The organism is Mycolicibacter senuensis, from assembly GCF_003284925.1.
Lineage (GTDB): Bacteria > Actinomycetota > Actinomycetes > Mycobacteriales > Mycobacteriaceae > Mycobacterium > Mycobacterium algericum_A.
In genome coordinates this window covers 46,837-67,116 of sequence record NZ_QMEX01000007.1, presented here as the reverse complement: position 1 = coordinate 67,116, position 20,280 = coordinate 46,837, and the positions used below count along the sequence as shown (strand labels likewise).

Sequence of the window (20,280 nt, the reverse complement as noted above, 5' to 3'; positions counted from 1 at the left end):
GAGGGTAGCGATGGCGGTCACGATCAAGTCACTGCAGGCGCCGAAAGCCGCCGAGCTGATCGCTGCCCAGCTACGCCGTCAGATCGTCTCCGGCGAGCTGAAGGAGGGCGACGCGTTGCCGTCGGAATCAGCATTGATGGACCAGTTCGGCGTGTCCCGACCCACGCTGCGCGAAGCGATCCGTGTCCTCGAGTCGGAACGCATCGTGCGGGTCAAACGCGGGAATCGCGGCGGCGCGTACGTGCTCGTACCGCAGTCCGCCGTTGCCGGTCGCTATACCGGGACTCTGCTGCAGTACCAGGGCGCCACGATGGCCGACCTCCACGAGGCACGGGCTCAGCTGGAGTCTGCCTGCGTCGGAGTGCTTGCCCAGAAACGCACGGCGGCCGATCTTCGTGAGCTGGACACGCTGCTCGCGGCCGGCGAGGAGCTTCGCAGCGATCCGATTGCGTACGGCGAAAAGCATGAACTGCAATTTCACCGCAGGCTCGTGGAGTTGGCCGGCAACCAAACGATGGTCGTCCTGCTCGACATGCTCTTCTCGATCGTTGAGATGCAAAACCGGTCCTACATGAAATCGCATCCGGTCGACGAGAGTCAGCAAGCGGCGATCCGCGCGTCCCACCGCGCTCATGTGAAGGTTGTCGATCTCATCCGTGCCAAATCCAGCGAGGAAGCGGTTGCCCTGTGGCACAAACATCTGACCCTGATCAGCGAACTCGTCACCGGGCCCGGCGAGGTTGTGCTCGACATATTGCCGTGACGGGGGTGCGCCTGGTCCGGCCGACCCGCCTTACCCGCCTAGTAGTTAGATAATATAGTTGGTTCGCGTGGGTCGATCGAGCGCCGAGGAGAGAAATCAGATGACGCAGGGATCGGGGCCACTGACCGGTGTGCGTGTTATCGAGATCGCGGGGCTGGGAGCCGGACCGTATGCCGCGATGCTGCTGGCCGACCTCGGCGCCGATGTGATCCGGGTTGACCGACCCGGTACCCGATCTGCCAGCCCGGAGAAGTACGCACTGAGTCGAGGACGCCGATCGATCATCATCGATCTGAAAAAGCCCGATGGCCTGGCCGCGTTGCTGACGCTCGTGCAGCAAGCCGATCTGATGTTCGAGGGCTTTCGTCCCGGGGTCGCCGAGAAACTCGGATTTGGTCCCGCGACGTGCCTCGAGCGTAATCCGGCACTGGTCTACGGGCGGATGACCGGCTGGGGCCAGGACGGTCCGATGGCTCAGATGGCCGGCCATGACCTCAATTACCTCGGGCTCACCGGTGCGCTGCAACTGTTGGCCCGCCCTGGTGGTCAGCCCGCGTCTCCGCCCGGTTTTATCGCCGATTTCGGCGGGGGCGGATTGATGCTCGCGTTCGGGCTGGTGTGCGCCTTGCTGGAGAGCAGATCGACCGGCGTTGGGCAGGTGGTCGACGCGGCCATGGTCGACGGCGTCGCGTCACTCACCACCCTGGTGCACGCGATGATGGCGCAGGGACGTTGGCGAGAACCACCCGGTACGAACTTCTGCGACGGTGGGGCGCCCTACTACGACAGCTATGAAACCTCCGACGGCGGTTACGTCGCCGTTGCGCCGATCGAACCGCAGTTCTACGGCATCATGGTCGACAAACTGGGGCTCGCTCTCGAGGAGCTTCCCGACCGTGACGACCCGGCGAACTGGCCAGAGCTCAAACGGCGCTTCGCCGGCATCTTCCGATCGCGAACACGCGCGCACTGGGCCGAACTCTTCGACGGCTCCGACGCCTGCGTGACGCCGGTGTTGTCGTTCACCGAGGCTGTCGCCCATCCGCACAATGTGGCCCGGATGACCTACCCGACGGCCTTCGGTGTCCGCCAGCCGACACCCGCTCCGCGCTTCGGCCGCAACCCGGGTTCCATCAGCGGTCCTCCGCCGCTTCCCGGTGAGCATTCGCGTGAAGTCCTCGCGGACTGGGGATTCGCCGAACCGGACATCCACCGATTGATCGACGCCGGTGCCGTTGTCGGGTCGCCATGACATGCGACGCACATTAGGCGTAACGCAGCGGCAGTGTGTCCAGCGCGAAAGTCTGCGCGGGGAACACGATCTCGGGGGTGTAACCGCGCGCCAGCTCGAACTCGGGCACCCGGCGCAGCCACTCGGTGATGATCAAATTCAGCTCCATCCGCGCGAGATGAGAGCCCAGGCAGCGGTGTGGTCCGCCGCCGAATCCCCAATGCCGGTGCACCTTGCCGTCCATCACCACGTCGTTGGTCGATATCGCGTCGCTGTCGTCGCGGTTGATTGCGCCCAGGCACAACCGCACCGGTGTTCCTTCCGGCAGCGTGATGCCGCCGATGGTGACGGACTCGGTGGTTACCCGCGGCACCAGCGGCGCCGACGGCTCCAGGCGGATGATCTCTTCGATGAACACCTTGACCTGTTCGGGCTCATCGCGCAGCGCGGCCCTCAGCTGAGGCCGACGCGCGAGTTCCAGGAAAGCGGCGCCCATCGCCGCGGTCACGGTGTCCAACCCGGCCAGCACGAACAAGTAGCTCATGCCGATGGCCTCGGCGTCATCGAGGGCATCCTCGCCGGTCAAAAGCTGCGACAACATGTCGTGGCGCGGGTTTTGTCGGTGTTCGTTGATCGTCTCGGTCAGGTAGGCGAACAGCTCCAGCGCCGGGTTGAGGTCAGCGCCCTCCAGCGAGGGCAGGTCGGCTAGCGCGATGACCGCGTCCTTCCAGGCGATAAGGCGGTCGCGGTCTTTCAGCGGAAGGCCGAACATCGTCAGGAACACTTGCGACGGGTACGGGATCGCGATATCCGCCATCACCTCACACTGGCCCTGGGCGGCGACGGAGTCGACGATGGCAACGGCCTGCCGCTGCAGCGACGGCAGCATCTCAGCCAAGGTGTGCGGGCTGAAGAACGGCTGCAGAATGTTGCGGAACCGGGTGTGCTCCGGCGGGTCAAATGCGATCGGCACCAGCGGAACCGGACTGCCCAGGATGTCGACCGCCTTCTTCGACGAGAAGACCTTGGGATTGCGCAGCGCCGCCAGTACATCGTCACGCCGGGTCACGTAGTACCAGCCGTCCATGAACACCACCGGACCGGTATCCCGCAGAGCCGCCCACCCGGCAGCACGGTCGGTTGCCAGCGGCAATCCCGAATACTCGAGCTGCGGGGCGCCGTGGGTGTCAGATCCGCTCTCACGCATGGTGGTCATATGATCGCCTCTGGCATTCGGTTCCTCCGTCGCCGCCCGTCGCTGCTACGGACTCGGGGCGTGACCTGTGTGGTCACCGCTTTCTAACAAATTAGTCAACTGCAGGTCTGCGGTCAATGATCGATCTGGTGCTGCCACCGCGGCCGGCGCGGTGTGCTACGGGGGCGATGTCCTGGGGGAGATTGTGCAGGTACCGTCAACCGATGTGACGACGCCGAACGGTTCCGCCAAGCGGCGCCCTCCCTATGGAGCCAACCCCAGCCTCGGGGCGAGCGGTAACCGCGCGCGAGCAGAGATCTTGTCCGCTGCCCGGGAACTGTTTGGGGAAGCCGGTTACCACGGCGTCACTGTCGATCAGATCGCTCAACGGGCAGGCCGTTCGGGCCCGGCGGTCTACCAATACTTTGAGAACAAGGAAGAGATCTTCCGCATCTTCGTCGATGAGCTCGGAGCCGAACTCATCGCCCATGCCAAGACGGCGGGCGCGGTGGTCGGCCCCGATGGGTTCGATGCATTGCGGCGCTTCATCGGCGGATTGTCCGCCCTGTTCCAGAAGCACCGGGTCACCGCCATCGAGTGGCCGTCGGCGGAAGCCGCCGACCAACAGCTGCTCACCCCCGCCGAAGCATTCCTGCACCGCTTTGCCGAAGAGGTCCGTCCCAGGCTAGGGCTCTCCACCGTGGCGACAGGGCACGACACACTGCGGTCGGTGCCGATGGCGATGCTGTCGATCGTGCAATGGGCCGAGTACACGCGTGCGGCGCGAAGCCCCGAGCTGACCCCCCAGCGTCTCAACGACTCCCTGGCGCGGCTTTTCTACGGGGTCATCACGCACGCCGGCCACACTGACAACTTGGCGGTAGCTGCCAGGGATCACAGCAAGGGCGGTCCGGGGATACTGTTGAGCAACCCCGGGTCGCCGATGGCGGGACTGCGAAGACCGGTCACCCTGCGGAACCGACCTACCGTCGAACGCATCTTGCACGCCGCGACGCAGGTATTCGCGCGAAAAGGATACGCCGGCTCCAATATTCAGCAGATCGCCGAACAGGCGCAGGTGGGAAAGCCCAGTGTCTACACCTACTGGACGGACCGGGAAGCGTTGTTCTCGACGCTGGCAGGCCGGGCCTCCGTTGCCCTGCAACGTGTACTGTCGCATGACGTTGCGGCCGAGGTACTCAGCAGTGGCGAGGGCGGCAGCCAGTGGCTGGACGAATGGATCGATCTGGTGGTGCAGCACGGGGCGGTGCTGCACATCTGGACCCACGAAACAGCCCTTGATGGCACCGCGTTGGGCGCGCTGGCGGAGCAGATGACAGCGTTCGTCACCGACCGCCTCACCGCTCTGGTGCCCGGCCCGCAGCCTGAGGGGCACAATCCGGTACCGGTTCTGCTGTGGGCCTTGCTTGTTGAATTCCCATACACAATGTCGGTTCAACTGCCTGAGCTCGAGCGTGCCGAGCTGCGCGAGTTGCTGCAGCACATGATCCACTTCGGCCTACCCGCGATTCGCGAGGAGACCGCAGTCTGAACGGCGCCCCGCGGCATCGACGAGATGCAGGGTGCCGCGGAACCGAGAGTCGGAGCTGGGCTCTATGCGCCCACGTGCTGCAGCGGGGGCGGGTTGACCGCGTCCGGATCCGGGTTGGCGAGGGGGAGTCCCATGAACCTGCGGGCGTTGTCGCCCATGAAGTCGTAGGTGCGCCGCTTGTCCATGCCCTCGGCGTATTTGAAGAAGCCTTTCGGCTCGCTCAACCCTTCGGGATGGGGATAGTCCGAGCCGAAGAGCACCCGGTCCCACCCGACGGTTGCGACCACATCGGCCACCGAGCCTTCCCAGAACGGGCTGACCCAGATGTTGCGGCGGAAGACGTCCAAGGGGTGCTCGGGGAAGTTCTGCGGCATCTTCTTGTACAGGTCTTCCAGATCGTGGAACAGCGGTTTGATCCAAGAGCTGCCGTTCTCCACGCTGGCGACCCGCAACTTCGGAAACCGCGTCAGCGTCCCGTGGCAGATCAAACTGCCGATCATGTCGGCGATTTCGCGGTGGCCGAGTACCAACCACCGGAAAGCGCTCATCGCCATGAAGTTGTTGGTCTCGGGCGGCTCCCACATGTTTATGTAGTCGGTCAGCGGCGGCTGGCTGGCGTGCACCACTACCGGGAGCCCGGCAGCCTCGACTTCACGCCAGAAGGGGTCAAACTCCGGCAGCGCGGGAGAGCGCCAGCCGCGCAGGCCCTTAACGGGTGCGGGCTTGATCAGCACCACCCTGGCACCGTTCTCCAGCACGTACGCCAACTCTCGGCGTGCGCCGTCGACCTCTGCGCAGTTGATCACCGGTGTCATGAAGAGTCGGTCCTCGTAGGTGAAGTTCCAGTGCTCCAGCATCCACTGGTTCAGTGCGTGGATCATGGCCATCGTCAGTTCGGGATCTTCTGCCGCCGAATGTTCGACGAGATTGGCCAGCGTCGGGTACACCAGCGCCTGGCTCACTTCTTGGCGGTCGAGCTCTTTGATCCGGTCCACTGGGTTGCGCGCCGCGGCCGGCGCGTCAATTGGGTCACCCTGCATCTCACGCAGTGTCAAACCCTCCGTGTTTTGGCCCGAGTAGAACTTCTCATGCGAGCCCGGGGCGGCGACCCGCTCGAAGGTCGGGTTCGGGATGTACTCGGTGATCTTGCCCATGATCGCGATCCGGCTGTGCCGACCAACCTGGACGAACTGCACCGCCTTTTGATAGCGCTCCGGCAGAAACTTCGTGAGCGCCTCGGGCAGCTCATACATGTGCTGATCGGCATCGAAAATCGGTGCGTCGGTGAACTGCGTCATCGTTGTTCCTTTCCGCAGTGTCCATCAGGCTGAACCGGACTCTGAACTCCCATGTTAGATCAATTCTAACGAAATAGTCAACGAACTTCTCCGGCCTGCTCATCGACAGTCGTGCGGATGTAGTCCCACGCGTCGCGGGCGTTGCGGCCGACCGGAAGAAACATCCACGCGTGAATGCCGCCGTCGAGCTCGTACCAACCGAGTTCCACCCCCTCGGCGTTCGCGCGCCGGCGGAACGCCCGTGCGTCGGGGTTGAGCACTTCGTGGGTGCCGGTCAGGATGCTGATGCGCGGCAATCCCGACAGCGGTACCGTGCTTGGGCTTATCAGTGGATCGTCCAACGAGGCACCACCCGCGTAGTGCCGGGCGGCTTCACGCAACACACTGGGGCTCAGTATCGGATCGACCGCCGCGACCGCGGCGACGCCGGGGTCAGGCAATGCCGCGTGCAGCCACGGTGAGAGCAGGAGAGCGTCGCCGGGCTGCGGCAGGCCAGCAGCACGCAAAGCGTGACACAACCCGAGTGCCAGACCTCCACCGGCTGACTCTCCCATGAACGCAACCGATTTCGGGTGATGAGTCTGCAAGACCTGCCGGTAGACGTCAAGCAGGAACGGATAGACCTCGCGGTAGGTGTGTTCCGGCGCGAGGGGATATATCGGTACGGTGACCGTGCGTTGCAACGTGGTGGCGATTTTCGCGATGGCGGGCCAATGTAGCGCCGGGATGATGTCCAGGACGTAGGCGCCGCCGTGTAAGTAGAGAACGTGTCCCCTCAGGGCATCTGGGGCTACTGACTTGGGACTCACTTCGTAGACGGGCCAGCCGCTCAGATCAGCCTGCCTGACATCGATCTTGTGACGCACTCGGCGGGGCGGCCGCCCGGAGTAGGGCTTCCGGGGATGGGAAACCCAATGATCCAACTTGCGCGGCAGGATCGTCGAGGTAAGCGTGCTGCTCAGCCGCAGCAGCTTCGCCATAGCGCGCAGTCCGCGGGTCGCGTGGGGTCTACCTTGCTCGCCGCCGTCGGTCATCTGGTTACTCATCGCATCCGCCGCGTCTGACGGATACCGAAGGATCGTGAGATTCCCGCGGTGAGTAGTTCAAGCCCGAGTGCAAAGCCGCCCTCGTTGACGTCGATCGCCGCGCTCGGGTCGGGAAGCATTGCCAGTATCGGGTACTCGGTGGAATCGAGCCGATCTATGGCGGTGTCGTCAGGAGCCGGCAGGTCCGACGAGGCGGCGCGGACGGTGTGTTCGTATGCCACGTAGGCGCGGGTGAAGTTGTAGCACACGTTGTACACACGTACGGCGTCGGCGAGCGCCAGTCCGGCGCGCTGCAGTAGGCCGATGCCGGTGTCGAGGCGTCGCCATTGGGCCGGGGTCAGGGCAGCCCGGACGACTGAGGTGGATGCGTACAGCACGACCTCCCGATACGCGGGGGTGTCTTCCATCAGGTCGCGGTAGGCGGTGAAGTAGGCGACCAGCTCGACATCCCACTCACCGTCGCCGGCCGGCGGCAGTCGACGGTGCAGCTCGCGCATCACCCGGTGGGCGAGCGCATCGAGCAGATCGTCTTTATTCCGGAAGTACTTGTAGATGCTCATGACGGCACAACCGAGCTTGCGGGCCAGCGCGGGCATGCTCAGCTGCGCCAAGCCCTCGGTTTCGGTGAGCTCCAGCGCCGCCGCAAGAATCTCCTCGTGGCTCAACGAGTTTCGGGCGCGGCGGCGCGGCACGGCCGGTGAGCTAGACGTTGCCGGCGACATCGTCATCTCCTTTGGGTCGAGAGGGCTGTCCGTGACTCGGGGCCGGCAGCCTCCTCCGCGGACGGGATGAGGTGCCGGCTGCGCAGCGCCGTGCGCAGCACCTTCCCGGCACCGTTGAGCGGCAAGGCATCCACGACGTACCAATAGGCCGGGACTTTGAACCCGGCAAGCCGTGCCCTGGTGAATGTGCGAAGTTCCTCGAATGCCGGCGGGCGTGCGGGGTCGGCGGGCACGATGAACGCGGCAAGCGTCTCACCTAGCCGCGAATCCGGCACCCCGACCACGCCGACGGCCGCGACATCGGGGTGGGCGGCGAGCACATTCTCGACTTCGAGCGGGTAGATGTTCTCCCCGCCGCGGACCACCATGTCGTGGCGCCGACCACGCAGGCGCAGATAACCGTCGGAGTCGACGGCGCCGAGATCGCCGGTGTGCAGCCAGCCGTCCGGCCCGTGGACCGACAGGTGCGGTGCCGCAGCGACGACTTCGCCGACCCCTGCGGCATCGGGTTGATCGATACGCAGCTGCAGACCCGGTACCGGGCGGCCCACCGTGCTCAGCACGGCGCTTGCGCCCGCGGCGGCTCTGCGGTGATCGTCGGGGCCCAGGCAGGTGATCGGGCTGCCCTCGGTCTGCCCGAACAAGTTGACCAGCGCGAGGTTGGGCAGCAGTTGCAACACACGGTGCAAGGTGTCCGGGGTGATCGGTGCGGCGCCGTAGATCAGGGTCTTCAGCGGCACGGTGTGCAGCAGGTTCTCGGTGAGCAGCATCTCGATCATCGAAGGAACCAGCAGGCAGTGCGTGGCCCCGAGTTGGCGCAGGCCGCACCACCAGTCGGTGGAGAATCGGTTGGTCGCCAGGATTGCCGCACCGGACGCGAGCGCGACGAGGGTGTTGCCGAGCCCGCCGATGTGATGCAGCGGTGAGCCCGTCGCGTAGCGGTCGTCCGGAGTGAAACCGACGAGCCCGCCGAGGACCTCGGTTCGTGCCGCGAGCACATCGTCGGTGAAAGGTACGGGTTTGGGGAGCCCGGTTGTTCCGGAGGTATACAGGTAGAAAGCGGCACCGCGGCATTGCGACGGGACCGGCGCCGACGACACCGGTAGTGCCGGCAACGTCACGGTACGCACCCCCGCGGTCGCGGCGACGTCGTCGGCGATCCCGGTGAACGCGGCTTCGGTCACCAGGACCGGTGAGCCCGTCGCGCGCACGACGGCGTCCAATTCGGTTGCGGTCAGTCGCGGGCCCAGCGGAGCCAGGGGCTTGTCGGTGGCCGCGCCGGCGAGCAGTAGCGCCAGGGCGTCGGCGTTGGTGGTGAGCAACGCCGGCACCGACTGGCCGTCGGCGGTGTTCAATGCGGTCAGGAACTCCGCGGCCGAAGCGATCTTGCCGACCAACTCGCGGCCGGTGACGGCTCCGCTTTCGTCGATGGCGGCGAGGCGGTCGCTGGCGGCGTGCGTTGCGATGACCCGTTCCAGCCAGGTCATGTGGATCTGGCCTTGGCTCTGTCCAAGAATGCCGTGACGAGCGCTTGGTGCTCGGCTGTGTCGAATGAGTCGAACTCTTCGGACAACGCGTACTCAAGGATTCCGGCCACCGCCCGCTTCATGTGCATGTTGAGTGCGCGCTTGGTGCTCTGCACTGCCTGGGGCGGCAGAGCGGCGATTCGCTGCGCCACCGTGATGGCCTCGTCGAGAAGATCGGCGTCGGAGACCACCCGGTTGGCCAGGCCCATCGCAACGGCCTGATGCGCTGGAATGCGCTCGCCGGTCAGGAGGTATTCCTTGGCGCGAAGCATGCCCATCAGCAGTGGCCAGGTGGGAGCGCCGCCATCGGCGGCGGTAAGCCCGACGCTGACGTGGGGGTCGGCCAGGTACGCGCTTTCCCCGATCAGGACGATGTCGCTGAGCACCGCCAGGTTGCAGCCAAGTCCGACAGCGGGTCCGTTGACCGCGGCCACTACCGGGAGCGGGAAGTCCACCATCTCGGTCAGTAGCCGGCGGGCGCCCTCAATTTCGCGGCGGCGCGCAGGCCGATCGTCCCAGAGTTCGACGAAGTGGTTGAAGTCGCCCCCGGCGCTGAACGCCGGTCCGGCGCCGGTCAGGACAACGGCGCGGGCATCGGTGTCGCGTGCTAGGTAGCCCCACACGGATTGCAGCGCCGTGTGCAGTGCCTCGTTGGCCGCGTTCATTGCCTGCGGCCGGTTCAACGTCACCACCCGTACAAGACCGCGTGCCTCAATCAGTAACTCGGGTCCGAACGGATTCGTCACAACGCGAACTATAACGGAAGGCTTACGATATAGAAAGCGCCCCGGCTGCCCTCGATGCGGCTACTGGCGCAATTCGGGCATGACCTCCGCGGCGACCCATCGCATGTGGTCGAGGTACTCCTCCAGGTCGCGGACCGGTGGCGGCGGTACCCAGGTCTCAGTCACGCCTACTTCGGCCAGTTGTCCACATTGGTCGACAACCTCGTCGGCATGCCAACTGCCCTTGGCCGCGGGGTTGTCGAGGACGGCGTGAGCGTCGCCCATATTCAGCCACGCGGTGGAGTAAAAGACATCCAGTGGCCGATCGCGCCAGGTGGGTCGCGACCGGATGTAGTCGAGCCGACGGGGAATCCGTTCCGGGGGGGTCTGTAGCGGTGCCCAGCCGGAACCAATTCTGGCGACGCGTTCCACTGCGGCGCGCGAGTCGCCGCCGAACCAGAGTGGGGGATAAGGCGTTTGAACGGGCTTGGGCGCGAAGGCGATGTCCTGGAAATCGACGTGGCGGCCGTGGAAGTCGGGTCGTTGCGCGGTCCACAATTCGACCATGGCATCGACGTATTCGTCCATCCGTTTACCTCGTTGGGAGAAGGGAATGCCCAGAACGTCGAACTCCTCGCGGAGCCAACCCACCCCGAGCCCGACGACGGCGCGCCCGCCGGTCAGCCAGTCCAGCGTTGCCCAGGCCTTCGCGGCGATGAGGGGGTGGTGCAGGGGCAGAATGCTGACCAACGATCCGACCCGAAGCCGACTGGTGACGCCGGCGAAATAGCCAAGGGCGGTGGTGGCGTGCAGCGCGTGCTCACCGGAGAGCGCGACGTGCTCGGAAGGGAAGAAGAAGTGCTCGGACACCAGCGCCGTGGTGAACCCGATTTCGTCGGCGAGGCGGGCTACTCGGGCGATCTCCGCTCCGGAGAGGCCGGCCTCCCATGGTTGGCTGACCGCTTCGACGGTCATGCAGTTGGGAAGCACGATCGAGAACTTCATGCGGCGCTCTCCTTATTCGTTGGCCCGGTCATTGGCACACAACACCGAGCGGGTCGCGTCGAGCAACTCGCGGGCAACCGCCAACGGCGCCCGGCGGGCCCAACTCGCCTGGAAGAGCTCGGGGCCGACCCGGGTGCGGACACCCTTATCAGCGAGCAGGGAAAGGATTGTCGCAATGTCGAATTCGCCCGCTCCCGGCAGCGCGCGGTGATACATCGCTTCCTCGGCCAAGTCCGGCGGTCCGGTGAGTGGACCGTCGCAGAGCTGTACTGCGAAAATGCGGTCCGGCGGGATGCCGGTCAGCGTGCGCTCATCCCATCCGCCGCGGATCAGGTGGCTGATGTCGATGGTGAGCCCGCCGTTGGGCGGGGCTGCGTCGCGCAGGATTTGCCAGCCGGTGGCCAAGTCGCGCACCGGGCCGAACGCGACGAACTCCAGCGATACCCGCAGGCCGAAAGCAGCGGCATCGGCGCACAGCACGCCAAACCGATCGCTGGCTGCGGCGACCGGCACCGTCTGATCACCGGTAAGCGCTGCCGAGACGGTATCAGCGCCCAGTTCGGCGGCCGCTGCGAAGAACGCCGATCGGTCCCACCGGGAGCGGAATACCGCCTTTTCCTGCCCGTTTGGGGTTTCGGGCGACCAGTCGTCGCATCCTTCCAGTTCGACGCAGGAGATACCGGCATCCTGGAGGATCCGTCGCATGGCCGCCGGTGTGAGTCCTTCGCGCGACACCGCCCGGTGGTAGACGAGAGGCCACACACTGACCGCGTCGAAACCCGCGGACGCCGCGGCGGCAACGAAGTCACGAAACGGCGTGGGCAGCAGGCACCCGTTGTAGAGCACGAGCTCTGAAGCGATACTCACGAGGTTAACGCCCTGGTGGGGCGATCATCTCACCGAGCAATACCACCGCAGGTGTTTCCGGGCCGGGAGGCACCACGTCCCAGATCCGGCGCGCCGCCAGTTCGGGCGAGTCGACTATTCCATCGGCGAGCGCCTGCCGAATGCTCGGTGCCAACGGGTTGATCGAGACATCGACTGATGCGTCGGCGCGCAAGGACGGGGTGTCCACGGCACCGGGACGGATGGCTACCACCCAACGGTTTCCCGGCCGTTGCGCCAGTTCTGCCCGCACGGTGCGTACCCACTGCTCCATGGCGGCTTTGCCGGCGCCGTACCCTGCCCGTCCGGCGAACGGCACCCGAGCAGCGGCGGACGAAATCATCACCAGTCCGACTTCGACGTCGGTGGGGGCGTTGCGCAGGAATGCCTCGCCAAGGATCAGTGGCGCCGCCGCGTTGGCCAATACATGACGGCGGTAGGCGACGGGATCGACCTCGCCGATCAATCCGACGGGATCCTGGACGAAGGCATTGTTGACAAAGACCGCGCGGCGCCCGTTGAAGTTGCCGAGTTCGGTGGCGAGATGTTCGGCGACGGCATCCCAGTCGGCCGGCTCGGACAGGTCGGCTCGAACACTCTCCAATGTCGGATGCGGTCGCCGCGCGATGTTGATGACATGCGCGCCGGGGTAGGGCACCGTCTCGGCCAGGGCTGCGCCAATACCGCTGGTGGCACCGGTGATCCAAACGGTGGTTTCGGCAGTCGACACTCAAGATCCTTTCGGGTTCGTCGCGGTCTCAGCGTCGCAAGGCTTGGCCCGGGGTGAACTTGATGGGTAGCCGCCGCACCGCATTCACTTCACCTGCGTCCGGGAACCGTTCGTACTCACCGGCGAGCTCGAAGTCGGGCAGCCGTTGCAGGATGTGATCGACCATGACCTGGAACATCATTCGGGCGAAATGAGACCCCAGACAGCGGTGGATACCGACACCGAAGGACAGGTGCTTTCGGGCGTTCGGGCGGCGCAGGTCCAAGGTATCGGGGTTCTCGAAGACCGTCGGGTCGCGGTTGGCCGCCGCCCACATCAGCAGCGCGCGCTCGCCCGCCTGCAGCTGCTGACCGTGGAACCTGGTTTCGCGCGAGACCGTGCGCGCCTGCCCTACAACGGGCGTGCAGTGCCGGAGAAACTCGTCGGTGCCCTGTGCGAGGAGGCTTGGATCGTTGGTCAGTTCCTTGCGGAGCTGTGGCTCTTGGCAGAGGCGCAGCAGGACATTGCCGGTCAGCCCGCTGGTGGTGTCCATGCCGCCGAGCATCATCAGGAATCCGTACATGGTGATCTGGGTGTCATCGAGCGGTGTGCCGTCCAGGGTGCCGCGCAGGATATCGCTGAACAGGTCGTCGCCCAGGCCCTCGGCGCGACGCGCCTGGAGCTGTTTGGCGATCTCGCCGAAAAGCTCCATGCCGGCGATACCGGCCTTCTCCGGGTCGTCGGAGCGATCGTGCACCAACGTGTGAACCCACTGCACCCAATCGCGGTATCGAGACTCGTCCCACTTCAGCATGCGCAGGATCACGCGGGCCGGCAGCGGGGTGGTGAATTCGGCGACGATGTCGCAGGTGCCACGTTCGATGAACGAATCGATCAACTCATTCGCGATCGCGGTAGCCATCGGCCGCGCTGTCTCGGCGGCCTTGGGCGAGAACTGCCGCAGCGTGACATCGCGCAGTTCCTTGGTCTGCGGCGGATCCGATTCGATGGGCAGAATCGGGAACGGCATCCCGCTGGGCGGCACTCCAACCGTGGGATACGAATTGAACAGGTCGTCGTCGCGTGCCGCATCGAACACCGACGCGTAATCCATCAACGCCCAAAAGCCACCGTGATGCTCGGAATGCGCTACCGGGCAACCCGATTCCCGTAGCCGCGCAATCGGACCGTAAGGGTCTTCGCGGAATTTCGGAGAATGGTGGTCGAGGTCGATCGTGGAGCGGGGCTGAGTGTGGGGGCGGGTATCCGTCATCGGTAGCTACTCCTCGGCGCGGTCTCAACGGGTGCCAGATTCGCCGGGATGGCCACGACACCGCGTTGCCTGGCCTATAACGTAAGCCATCTACTATGGAGGCGTCCAGGCTACTTCTTCAGATTCGATGCTCATGCCGACCGCGCCAACCGAGGAGTCGCCGATGAACACGCCAGAAGTCACGCAGCCGCCGACGGCCGTCGTAGGAGTCACGCCCGGGGAGCTGGCCGCGGACGTGACGGCCTACCGCCGCGAACTGCGACATTTCTTACGCACCGAACCGCAACTCGACGCCTGGCGTGTCGACCCGGCGCAATCAACCGAAGAGATTCTCCAGTCGCACGCTCGCCTGCTGGCGCTGCTGTATTCGGCAGGCTGGAACCGTTACGGATGGCCGCCGGCCGTGGCGGGTCTGGGCGGCAGCGAGATCCACCGGGCTGTCCTCTACGAAGAATTGAGCATGGCCGACCTGCCGATCCCGGAGCAGTGCATGACGCTGGATACGGTCGGCCCTGCCGTACTGGGCTTCGCCCCCGAGTTGGCCGCGAAGCTGCTTCCGGGATACCTGCGCGGCGCGGAGTGGTGGGGGCAAGCGTTCAGCGAGCCCGATGCCGGCAGCGACCTGGCCGCGTTACGTACCCGCGGAAGCATCGACAACGACCGGATGATCATCAGCGGCCAAAAGATATGGACCAGCCAGGGGGCGACCGCGACCCGGTTACTGTGCCTGGTTCGCACCGGTGCCCCCGAATCGCGGCACCGTGGACTGACGATCGTTCTGGTCGATACCGACTGCCCGGGAATCACCATCCGGCCGATCGCGCTGGCCAGCGGCCAGCGCGAACTCGCCGAGGTGTTCTTCGACGACGTGGACGTGCCGCTGGAACGGGTGATCGGCAAGATCGACGGTGGCTGGGCGGTGGCGATGTACCTGATGCAGTGGGAACGGGCCATGTACTGCTATGCGTCGACGTCACGGTTGATGCGGTCGATGCGGCGACTCCGCGATGAAATGATGGCTCATGACATCGCCGGCGCCGCCCAAACCGCGGCCTTCGCGCGCATCTATGTGCAGGTGTTGACGGCCAGAGCCCGCGGCTTGCAGTCCCTTCGGCGGCTGGCCTCAGGACAGGCGCTTGGGCCCGAGGCAAGCATCGATAAGTTGTTGTGCGGGCAGGCGGACAAGGCGGCACACGACCTCGTCGCCGATGTGATGGAGGCGGCATCGCTGGTTGCCGCGCCGACCGACCGGCGCTACGCCCACGATTGGGCGGTGGAGTGGTGGTATTCGCGCGCCGCCACGATCATGGGCGGCTCCGCGGAAATCCAGCGCGGCATCATCGCCGACCATGTTCTGGCACTTCCGAAGGATTAGCACTATGGCCAAGAACCGCACACCTGACGCGCAGACACGGGTTCTGATCGAACAATCCGTCAACGAGATGTTCGCCGGGGCCGAGCAGGGCTGCTTTCACCGATTGGCACCGATGCTCGGGGAACTCGGCTGGAGTGATGTCGCCGAGGAGTATCCGCTGGCCGCTGAACAGATTCTGGTGGCCCAGCATGCGGTGTCGTTGACGACATCGGACCTCCTCGACAGCACGCTGATCGAGCGGCTCACCCCGGCTCTTGCCACGGCTCCGCCGGCGGGTGGCGCTCTGCTTCTGCTCCCGTTCCCGCCGGGTGCCGCCCCGTCATCGGGCCCCGGCCGTGTCGTCGGACTGCTGCAGGGACCGCCGCAACCCACCGACACCATCGTGGTGCCCTTCCTCGCCGGTGACGATATCCGGGTGACCACGGTGTCGGCCGCTGACGTCGACGTCGTGGCGCTGCAGACGTTCGACCCCTCAGTGTCCTGGCTGCAGGCGACGGCCACCGTGACCGACGACGGTCACCCGGCGGATGCCGAGTGGTCCGACACCGTCGCCGAGGGGCGACGCCTGATCGCCACCGAAGTCCTTGCGCTGGCCGCGCGAGCGTTAGACCTCACCGCCCAACACGTCAGCGCCCGCCGCCAGTATGGGCACAGCATCGCGGCTTTCCAGGTCGTCCGGCACCAGCTCGCCCAGGCGCAGGCGGAGATCGATGGCGCCCGAGCTCTGCTCGCCGAGGCTGCCACCGACGGTGGGCATGGCGTGGCCCGCGCCGCGAAGATTGCTGCCAGCCATGCTCAACGCGCGGCGCGCGCGTCGGCGTTGCAGTTGAGTGGTGCCATCGGCTTGACCGAGGAGAACATCCTGCACCGCTACGTGGCGCGCGCGATGCAGCTCGACGTGCTGTTCGGCAGCGCCACCACGCTCGAACTCGAGCTGGCCGGCGAACTGTTTGCACCGGGGAGCTCCGGGACGCCGCTGCCACCCTTGATCTTGGCCTGCTGACGCATGGACAAATCTATAATAGAAGCCTTACGATATGGGCGATGCTGAGACCGCCCATCGGCCGTCCGTTCATCAGAAGAGGAACTTCACAATGTTGGACACAGAACTCAAAGAACCGATTAGCCGCGCCGTGGTCGCCGACGTGGTTGCCGAGCTATCCGCGATGTTCGGCGGTGACGGCGGATCGCTCGAGCTCATCGCCGTGGATGAAGCCAGCGGCGCGGTTTCACTCAAACTTTGCCTCGAAACCGTGGAGTGCGCCGATTGCGTATTGCCGCCGGACCGGTTGCGCGATGTCGTCGGCACCCGGTTGCGCAGTGTTGTGCCCGCAGTCCGGACGCTGCTGCTCGACGATCCGCGGGTGGCGCCGGCGCGAGCCTCGACCGTTGCGGTGCCGCACACCATTTCGGTATTGGACCCGACGGCCGGTGTGGTACCGGGCGACGATGACCCGGGACCCGATCTGGGGCCGTTGGCCGGCAAGCGGATCGGCTTACGGGTCGACGTGTTGTGGGCGGCGTACGACCAGACCGTTGCCGAATGGATCCCGGAACTTCAACGAGCGGGGGCTGTCGTGACGACATGGCGGCGGGCCCAGGGGTTGAAAGGCCCCGAAGGCGAACGTCACCAGGCCGAGTACGACGCGTTCGTCGGTGGCGTGGATGCGATCATCTCGGGATTGGCTAATTGCGGCTCGTGTACCTCGTGGAGCGTCAAGGACGGCCTCAATGCATTGCACCGGGGAATACCCACCGTCGTCGCCGTGACCGAGCACTTCGTCGGACTCGCAGCCACCTTGGCCACCGATGCCGGCCGCCCCGGCCTGCGGCTGCTGCAACTGGATTCGTCGCTGAATGTGCTGCCCGAGGACCAGGTGCGGGCGGCGGCGCGCGACGCCTTCCCGCGGTTGCTCGACGCCCTCGGTGCGGTGGTCTGATGGCCGCTGCCTTGCAGAGCGCGACCGTCGATGTCCCGGCCGATCAGGACGACTTCGACGCGTTCGCTCGGGAGCGTGGCTGGAGCGACGGGTTGCCGCTGATTCCGCCCACCGCCGCGCGGGTGGAGGGCTATCTGCAGCAGTGGGGAGTGGACCCGGCCGAGGTGGTCGCTGAGTTGCCGCCGTCGAATGCCCCGGTCACCGCCGAGAAACTGGCGATCAACGCTGTGATGGCCGGAGCGCCCGCGTCGGCGCTGCCGCTGCTGCGCGCTGCGGTCGAGGCCGTGGCCGACCCCCGGTATGAGCTGCATGCCTTGAACGCCACTACAGGCTCGGTGACGACGGCCCTGATCGTCAACGGCGAACAGCGCCACTCGCTGGGCATTCCGTTCGGGGCCGGCTGCCTCGGCGGCGCCGACGGGCGTGCTGCCGCCATCGGGCGGGCACTGCAACTCATCATGCGCAACGTGGCCGGGCAGCGGATCGGCGTCACCTCGCAGAGCACGTTCGGGCAACCGGCCCGAACTACCGGCATCGTGTTCGGTGAGTGGGAGGAACGCTCGCCGTGGGCCCCGCTGGCGCAGCGCCGCGGTGTGGGTGGTGACGCGGTCACCGCGTTCGGGACGATGGGCACCGTCAACATCTGTGAAACCATGGCCACCGACGCAGACACGTTGCTGCAGTTCATCGGTCGCTCGTTGGCCTATCACGGTGCTAATGGCTATCTGCTCCAGTTGTCCTTCGCCGAAGTGGTGGTGGTGCTCAACCCGGTGTGGGCGCCCATGATCGGCGCGGCCTACCCCGACCCGGCCGACGTCCAAAACCTGCTGTGGGAATCCGCGTCCATCCCGGTCACCGAGTGGCCCGTGCACTATCAACAGCTCTACGAGCAGCACGGCCGGATCAACGGCCAGGGCCGGGTGTTGCTGGCGCGGCGCCCGGAGGACGTCATCGTGTTGTTCGCCGGCGGCCTCGGTGGACTGCACGCTGCGGCGCTGCACAGCTGGGGTACCACGATGGCCCAGACCAGACCCGTCCGCGCGTGATGGCCGGCGCGCTGGCGGGTCTGCGGGTGCTCGACGCCGCGACTCTGCTGGCGGCGCCGCTGATCACCGCCGTGCTGGCTGACCACGGCGCCGACGTCGTTCGGCTGGAACCGCCCGGCGGGGATCCCTACCGGGAATCGGCCCGTCACCTATGGGCGCTGACGGGGCGCGGCAAACGCTCGCTGGTGCTCGATCTGGAGACCGCCGAAGATCGGCGGCGACTCCACGCCGCCATCGGAGGCATCGATGTCATCGTCGTCAACGAACCCGCCGCCAGGCTGCAGCGACGCGGGCTGGACCATGAAACGCTGGCCGCTCTGCACGCCGGGCTCATCTATGTCCACGTCAGTGGATTCGGATTGGATGGGCCTGCCGCCGATTTCCCGGGAAACGGCACCCTCGCCGAAGCGTACAGCGGTCTGACCCACATGACCGGCGACCCCGACGGCCCCCCGGTGTTGCCGTCGGTGCCGCTCGGCGACGCGGTCACCGCCTATGTGGGTGCCTTCGGCATCCTCGCGGCCTGGCATCAGCGTCAGCAGAACGGCGGGGCGGGACAGATTGTCGATGTCAATCCGGTCGACGCGATGTTGCACATGACCGCCCCGATACTGTCCGGTTTCGATGAGTCCACGTCACCGCACCGGCTCGGCAGCCGACTGCCGGGTGTCGCGCTGCGTAACGTCTTCGCCACCGGGGACGGCGGCTGGGTCGCGGTCAGCGCATCCACCAGCCGCCAGGAGCGATCGGTGCGCGAACTCGTCGGTGCCGCCGCATCGGAGACCCCGGAGGTGGCGCTGCGACGATGGGCGGCCGAGCGCCCGCGCGATCAGGTACTGGCCGCGATGGTGGAGGCACGCATCCCGGTGGCGTCGGTCAACACCGCGCACGACCTGATCGCCGACCCCCACCTGCGCTACCGCAACGCGATCCGCAGCCTTCGGCACCACGACGGCAATCCCGTGCGCGTTCCCGCCCCGGCTCCGCGGTTGCTGTCCGGAGCGGGCCACCCATCCGATCAGCTGGCGGCGATCGGCGAACACACCGCCGAGGTCTTAGAGCAATGGCACGTAGCGGCTCAACCGAACAGGCGTCGGGGCGCCACCGACGACATCGGATGACCGGTGACGAAGACCTCGACGTTACCCGGGCAGCATCGAGGACGGCACGTTGAATCCAGGGTTGGCCAGTGCGGTCGCCATCCCACTGCCGATGGGGCCTTCACGGTCGAAGATGGTCGCGACGCCGGTGGCGACCCCCGCCTGGCTGTAATGCGTGACCGACGCCAGACCGATGTGGACGCCCTTCGGCAACCGGCTGAGGGTGAGCGTGTAGTCGGCGTTGACGAATTGCAGCCCCGCAGTGCTCCAGTGGGTCAGTGAGCTGGTTACGTCGGCCGCCATGGCAGCGCGCGTGAACGGACTGAGCGGTTCGTCATCGACGAGAAGCTTGGTTTCCCGCACCCAGACGAACTTTTGACCGTCATGTCGCCATTGGTCCACTCCCACACCCGGACTGCCGTTGACGGGGTCGCGGCCGTAGGAATGAAGCAGCATAGGAAGGTCGTCGGGGATCACATCGGGCTCGTCCGGTATGTCGGGCATGGTGATCGGTGACGTCCACGCCGTAGCCGTCGGGTGCTCGCTACGGCGGAGAAACAGCGCGCTGGCGCGCGCCACCATGGTGTCCTCCTGGCGCATGACCGCGTCGACGAGCTGAATGCGACGGCCCTGACGGACCACGTAGGCATCGACTCGCACAGGTTGGGGCGCCACCGGTCGGAGCAGGTCCACGGTCAACCTGACCGGCTGCAGATCGGGATCGCTGACCTGCCGTTCGACCGCGCGACCGAGCAATCCGCCGACGTAGTTGCCGCTCAGGTGTGGGCCCCACGGCCCGCGCGCCAGCCGGGTGGGGTGATAGAGGTCATCGTCAGCAACGAAGAAGCACGTCGGTACGTCTGCGGGTGGGGTCACGGAGAATCTCGAT

19 protein-coding genes are annotated in these 20,280 nt (G+C 66.0%); 8 read left to right on the top strand and 11 right to left on the bottom strand.

Translation table 11 applies throughout. From position 1 onward, the window contains the following. The first annotated feature begins 10 nt into the window (after window positions 1-10). Entirely contained in the window at window positions 11-763 is a 753-nt protein-coding gene (locus DQP56_RS04535; protein ID WP_112683790.1) for a FadR/GntR family transcriptional regulator, read from the top strand. A gap of 100 nt (window positions 764-863) precedes the next feature. Further along, complete coding sequence (locus tag DQP56_RS04530; protein WP_112683789.1) at window positions 864-2,015, top strand: CaiB/BaiF CoA transferase family protein; 1,152 nt, start codon at window positions 864-866, stop codon at window positions 2,013-2,015. Between the two features lie 13 nt (window positions 2,016-2,028). Here the strand turns inward: DQP56_RS04530 and DQP56_RS04525 are convergent, their stop codons facing one another. Then, complete coding sequence (locus DQP56_RS04525; RefSeq protein ID WP_112683788.1) at window positions 2,029-3,210, bottom strand: cytochrome P450; 1,182 nt, start codon at window positions 3,208-3,210, stop codon at window positions 2,029-2,031. 205 nt (window positions 3,211-3,415) lie between these two features. On the opposite strand from DQP56_RS04525, the gene DQP56_RS04520 reads away from it, so the two are divergent. Beyond that, on the top strand, window positions 3,416-4,741 hold the full coding sequence (locus DQP56_RS04520; protein ID WP_162111682.1) for a TetR/AcrR family transcriptional regulator: 1,326 nt from the start codon (window positions 3,416-3,418) through the stop codon (window positions 4,739-4,741). A gap of 62 nt (window positions 4,742-4,803) precedes the next feature. Here DQP56_RS04520 and DQP56_RS04515 read toward each other — a convergent pair whose 3' ends face one another. From DQP56_RS04515 to DQP56_RS04475, 9 genes are all read right to left on the bottom strand, one after another. Continuing rightward, window positions 4,804-6,039: an amidohydrolase family protein gene (locus DQP56_RS04515; protein ID WP_112683786.1), complete on the bottom strand. Its 1,236-nt coding sequence runs from the start codon at window positions 6,037-6,039 to the stop codon at window positions 4,804-4,806. A gap of 77 nt (window positions 6,040-6,116) precedes the next feature. Then, window positions 6,117-7,019 (bottom strand): alpha/beta hydrolase fold domain-containing protein, encoded by a 903-nt coding sequence (locus tag DQP56_RS04510; protein WP_112683814.1) that lies wholly within the window; start codon window positions 7,017-7,019, stop codon window positions 6,117-6,119. A 62-nt stretch (window positions 7,020-7,081) separates the two neighbouring features. Next, window positions 7,082-7,807, bottom strand: a complete 726-nt coding sequence (locus DQP56_RS04505) for a TetR/AcrR family transcriptional regulator (RefSeq protein ID WP_205868794.1) — start codon at window positions 7,805-7,807, stop codon at window positions 7,082-7,084. 2 nt (window positions 7,808-7,809) lie between these two features. Beyond that, entirely contained in the window at window positions 7,810-9,294 is a 1,485-nt protein-coding gene (locus DQP56_RS04500; RefSeq protein WP_112683784.1) for a class I adenylate-forming enzyme family protein, read from the bottom strand. Further along, a complete protein-coding gene (locus DQP56_RS04495) occupies window positions 9,291-10,079 on the bottom strand; it encodes an enoyl-CoA hydratase/isomerase family protein (RefSeq protein ID WP_112683783.1) in 789 nt (262 codons plus the stop codon). The genes DQP56_RS04500 and DQP56_RS04495 overlap by 4 nt, the downstream gene beginning before the upstream one ends. A 60-nt stretch (window positions 10,080-10,139) precedes the next feature. Then, window positions 10,140-11,063, bottom strand: a complete 924-nt coding sequence (locus tag DQP56_RS04490) for a TIGR03619 family F420-dependent LLM class oxidoreductase (protein ID WP_112683782.1) — start codon at window positions 11,061-11,063, stop codon at window positions 10,140-10,142. A 12-nt stretch (window positions 11,064-11,075) separates the two neighbouring features. Further along, the gene (locus DQP56_RS04485) at window positions 11,076-11,930 is read right to left on the bottom strand and encodes a sugar phosphate isomerase/epimerase family protein (RefSeq protein WP_112683781.1); all 855 of its coding nucleotides are present in this window, start codon (window positions 11,928-11,930) and stop codon (window positions 11,076-11,078) included. Window positions 11,931-11,934: 4 nt separating this feature from the next. Next, window positions 11,935-12,678, bottom strand: a complete 744-nt coding sequence (locus DQP56_RS04480) for an SDR family NAD(P)-dependent oxidoreductase (protein ID WP_112683780.1) — start codon at window positions 12,676-12,678, stop codon at window positions 11,935-11,937. Window positions 12,679-12,706: 28 nt separating this feature from the next. Next, window positions 12,707-13,930 (bottom strand): cytochrome P450, encoded by a 1,224-nt coding sequence (locus DQP56_RS04475; protein ID WP_112683779.1) that lies wholly within the window; start codon window positions 13,928-13,930, stop codon window positions 12,707-12,709. Window positions 13,931-14,093: 163 nt separating this feature from the next. On the opposite strand from DQP56_RS04475, the gene DQP56_RS04470 reads away from it, so the two are divergent. The 5 genes from DQP56_RS04470 to DQP56_RS04450 all read left to right on the top strand — a co-directional run bounded on the left by DQP56_RS04470 (window position 14,094) and on the right by DQP56_RS04450 (window position 19,412). Beyond that, entirely contained in the window at window positions 14,094-15,305 is a 1,212-nt protein-coding gene (locus tag DQP56_RS04470) for an acyl-CoA dehydrogenase family protein (RefSeq protein ID WP_112683813.1), read from the top strand. A 4-nt stretch (window positions 15,306-15,309) separates the two neighbouring features. After that, window positions 15,310-16,308 carry an acyl-CoA dehydrogenase family protein gene (locus DQP56_RS04465; protein ID WP_112683778.1) on the top strand — a complete coding sequence of 333 codons (999 nt, stop codon included), beginning with the start codon at window positions 15,310-15,312 and terminating at the stop codon, window positions 16,306-16,308. 91 nt (window positions 16,309-16,399) lie between these two features. Further along, window positions 16,400-17,245 carry a UGSC family (seleno)protein gene (locus DQP56_RS04460; protein WP_170306046.1) on the top strand — a complete coding sequence of 282 codons (846 nt, stop codon included), beginning with the start codon at window positions 16,400-16,402 and terminating at the stop codon, window positions 17,243-17,245. Next, on the top strand, window positions 17,245-18,291 hold the full coding sequence (locus tag DQP56_RS04455; protein WP_112683777.1) for a hypothetical protein: 1,047 nt from the start codon (window positions 17,245-17,247) through the stop codon (window positions 18,289-18,291). Before DQP56_RS04460 ends, DQP56_RS04455 begins: the two co-directional genes overlap by 1 nt. Then, on the top strand, window positions 18,291-19,412 hold the full coding sequence (locus tag DQP56_RS04450; protein ID WP_112683776.1) for a CaiB/BaiF CoA transferase family protein: 1,122 nt from the start codon (window positions 18,291-18,293) through the stop codon (window positions 19,410-19,412). The genes DQP56_RS04455 and DQP56_RS04450 overlap by 1 nt, the downstream gene beginning before the upstream one ends. Before the next feature lie 21 nt (window positions 19,413-19,433). On the opposite strand, the gene DQP56_RS04445 is transcribed toward DQP56_RS04450, so the two are convergent. Next, window positions 19,434-20,267: a thioesterase family protein gene (locus tag DQP56_RS04445; protein WP_112683775.1), complete on the bottom strand. Its 834-nt coding sequence runs from the start codon at window positions 20,265-20,267 to the stop codon at window positions 19,434-19,436. Between the last annotated feature and the right edge of the window lie 13 nt (window positions 20,268-20,280).